This window comes from Shewanella sp. 11B5 (assembly GCF_002836795.1).
Lineage (GTDB): Bacteria > Pseudomonadota > Gammaproteobacteria > Enterobacterales > Shewanellaceae > Shewanella > Shewanella frigidimarina.
The window spans coordinates 1-3,447 of sequence record NZ_PJAP01000874.1 but is presented as its reverse complement, the minus strand read 5'-3'; the positions used below and the strand labels follow the sequence as shown (position 1 = coordinate 3,447).

Here is a 3,447-nt window from a genome sequence, read left to right as displayed (position 1 = left end):
CGGTTGTCATCCCATAAGCCGCTGTGGAAGCGATGTGAAACAGTCATTAAGTCACGGTTGCTGTAAGTTAGACCTTCAACAATAGCAAAGACTGGTACGCCATCAGCATCAACTGCATCAGTTTTGTACTCAACAGTGCCATGGTATGAACCACCCCATGTATTGTTGTGACAACCCATACATTGGTCAAAACGCTCGTTACCGTAGTGCTTTGCAATACCTAACGATGTATGACAAGTACTACATTTTGCTTCGTCTGCGCTAACCATAGATGGTACGCTTTGACGAGCAATATTGGCACCTGAACCGTCTGCATTAACTAGGTTCCAATATGCAGTGTCCATAGTTACTGCAATATACTCAACCGCGTATTGATCTTCGCCAACTGTATTAACACATTTAATTAACTTCGCTTTCTCATCAGCACAAACTGAGAAGCGAGGAGTAATGGCAATACTCTGACCAACGACGTTAAAGTTAGCTACTTTAGTAACAACAAGCTTACCACCAGCAGAAACAACACCTGTTAGATTTAAAGATGTACCCACAAAGTAAGTGCCATCTGCATCAACAGTACCAGTTTTGATTTCGTCATAATTAGCATAAGGACCAAAATCGAAGCCATCAGCAATAGGTTGACCATCAATGCTTACATCAAAAGTAATGCTCATTTGATCTTGCATAACACCGCTGACATCTACAGCATCTTCTGCATAAGTGACATTGCTAACTGCAAACACAATAGAGTCAGTCGCCATTGCACGCACGCCAACATTATGTGCTTCACTTGGGCTTAAGCTACCTGAACCGTGACAACCAGAACATACAGCGTCACTAGCAGGCACAATACCTCTATGGTTTACACCAGTTGCTAAATCAACATCAACGTGACAAGACACACACGCTTCAGCATAAATGTTTTCATTCCACTGCTGGCCATTATCATGACAAGCGGTACATTCATTTAGCTCAGATGGGAAACCAATTTCACCAAACATCTCTTTGGCTTCACCAGTTAGAGAGTCAGCAATATGATGACCCGCGTGGATAGTGTGGATCATGGCATTGAAGTTTGCATTGAAGCCTTTTTCAGGATCGTCCTGTCCACCGGCATAAGCTGGATTATGACAAGCTACGCAATTTTCAACTTTTTGGTAATTATGATGAGCACCAATATTGGCAATACGCATATCAGTATCAGCGTAACCTTCCATTGGGCTATGACATTTAATACATGCAGCATTAGACACTGAGTCTTTTGCAGAAACAGCAAGCTCGCCAGTAGCAGGAATAAAATCAACCGGAGTTGATAAAATCTTATCGCTCACTGAAGTGCCATCAGCCATCACAACGTCATAAGCACGAATAAACACACGAGCTAAATCGTTTGCATCACCACTAGCCAATACTACAGGCGCGTTACCGTCGTGTGCCCAAGTACCAGTATAAGTACCAGGATTAGCTTCATCTTCAACTAATGTACAAGCATCGACTACAGCGCCTCCTCGAGCAGCGGCTGTACCCGTTAAAGTACAATACATGCTGCTACCAAAATCATTGGCAAGTGCATGGTTTGTCCATAACATTGGCGCGCCAGTGTCAGTTGCATTAGCTGATTGACTCATTACATATAACGCGACTTTATCAAGTCCCGAGTATGGAACGTCCACTCCACCAGTACCTTTACCTGTTACGGTAAATTTAAGGCTAAATGGATCTGCACCTACTACAACAATATCTGTAGGAGCCAGTGTTAAGTTAAAGTCATAGGCATTGTCAACTGTTGTAACGACCGAACCAGCTGGAGTACCAGGTGTACCAGGCGTTCCAGGTGTGCCCGGAGTACCCGGTTCTCCTGCGGCACCATCACTGCCGTCAGAGCCACAACCTGTTACACCCAACGCTGCAATAAACGCTGCAGCAAGTAATGTTCTATTATAATTTTTCATCTTAAATCCCCCGATTTAGATTTGTAGGTTTTACGCATCTAAAATATAAGGAAATAGGACAAAACACCCGCTTGCAGTGATAAACCTGTGAAGTTTGGTTACAAATTCGTTAACAGGAATTGATGATTTTAGTTTTAGGTATACGCAAAAATGAAACCGTCAGTTTCAAATAAGGTAACCCTAAAGAGGTATTTGATGAGTTGTAATTATGTAAAACTATAGAGAGTGATAAATAAAAATGCATAAAAATCAGTACAATACAAAATCAATGGCTATAAAAAAGATTCAACCCACAAAATTAAGCGAGTTGAACCTCATATAAGAATGTTAATAATTTTCACACCAGCAATGATTTAATGATATCGATTATCATTTCCTTCACATTTAGCGAATAACGGCGGTAGTGTTCTGCTCGCTCAATTAAACAATAACTTGGCATCGCCATGACGCTATTAAGCTTAGTAAATTCACTCTGTGGAAGTCGTTCTACTCTTAATTGCGGAATTTGTTGTGCGAACGAACCTTCATTACAAATAGTAATGGCTAAACTGTCCATGGTCAGTATGTGCCAATACCAATCTTCGAGCTTTCTTGCACATTCAATATCTTCTAGTAGTAAACCGTGAGTTTGACAATATAACTCTAATGGATCAATACGATTGTTAAAGCCTTTACAGCGTAAATACACGATAGGGTGTTGAATAATATCTTCTAACTTTATCTGTTCGGCACCGGCCCAAAATAGATGATTGGTATTACCCACCACACATAATGATGTCACATTAGCAATAGGATAAGCCTCTAGACCATGAGTGTCCTGAGTTTCAAAACCAATGCCAAAATCGAGCTCGCCATTATAAATCAGCTCTTCAGTGTCGGCTTGCCAACTGTGAAGTTTAACTTTACCGATAACATCACGCGGAAGCTTACTTAACGCAATGGCCACACTGGTAATAATGCTTGGCGATACCGCAATATGTAAAATAGGTGTTTGATGATGATTTAAACGATCATCTGCCACTCGTTCAATTTGGCTCACCATGTCACATAACTGGCAAACAGGCTGATACAAACGTTCAGCTAATGGAGTTGGTTTTAGCCCTTGTTGGCGACGGAAAAACAACTCATCGTTAAAAATAGCCCTTAATGATGTTAAACATCGACTAATTTTAGGCGCGGATACAGCAAGCTCTTTGGCTGCAAAATTAGCAAAACCGGTCTCGTATATGAGCTTAAACACCAACAAACTAAATACATCTAATTCGCTGACTTTTTTCAATGCTTGAATATCCACATATCACCTAATCTGCTGTAATGAGGCGATTAAATTAACATGTATTCAAATAAAAAAAATTGATCTAGTGCTGAAAAATGCTATCAACTTCAGCTTTTGTTAATGAACGAAATTCACCCAATTCTAATTGCTTATCAAGCACTATTTTACCAATAGATTCACGATGTAACGCTACTACCGGATTTCTAAAACGACCAAACATCC

At 40.6% G+C, this 3,447-nt stretch carries 2 protein-coding genes and 1 pseudogene; all 3 read right to left on the bottom strand.

Features of this window, described 5'->3' with window-relative positions:
• Window positions 1-1,949, bottom strand: a 1,949-nt coding sequence (locus CXF78_RS17490) for an OmcA/MtrC family decaheme c-type cytochrome (protein ID WP_102037474.1), incomplete at its 3' end; no start/stop codon positions are given.
• Between the two features lie 337 nt (window positions 1,950-2,286).
• A complete protein-coding gene (locus tag CXF78_RS17485) occupies window positions 2,287-3,243 on the bottom strand; it encodes a LysR family transcriptional regulator (RefSeq protein ID WP_011636386.1) in 957 nt (318 codons plus the stop codon).
• A 64-nt stretch (window positions 3,244-3,307) separates the two neighbouring features.
• Window positions 3,308-3,447: pseudogene (locus tag CXF78_RS21920) on the bottom strand (16S rRNA pseudouridine(516) synthase); the annotation flags it as partial.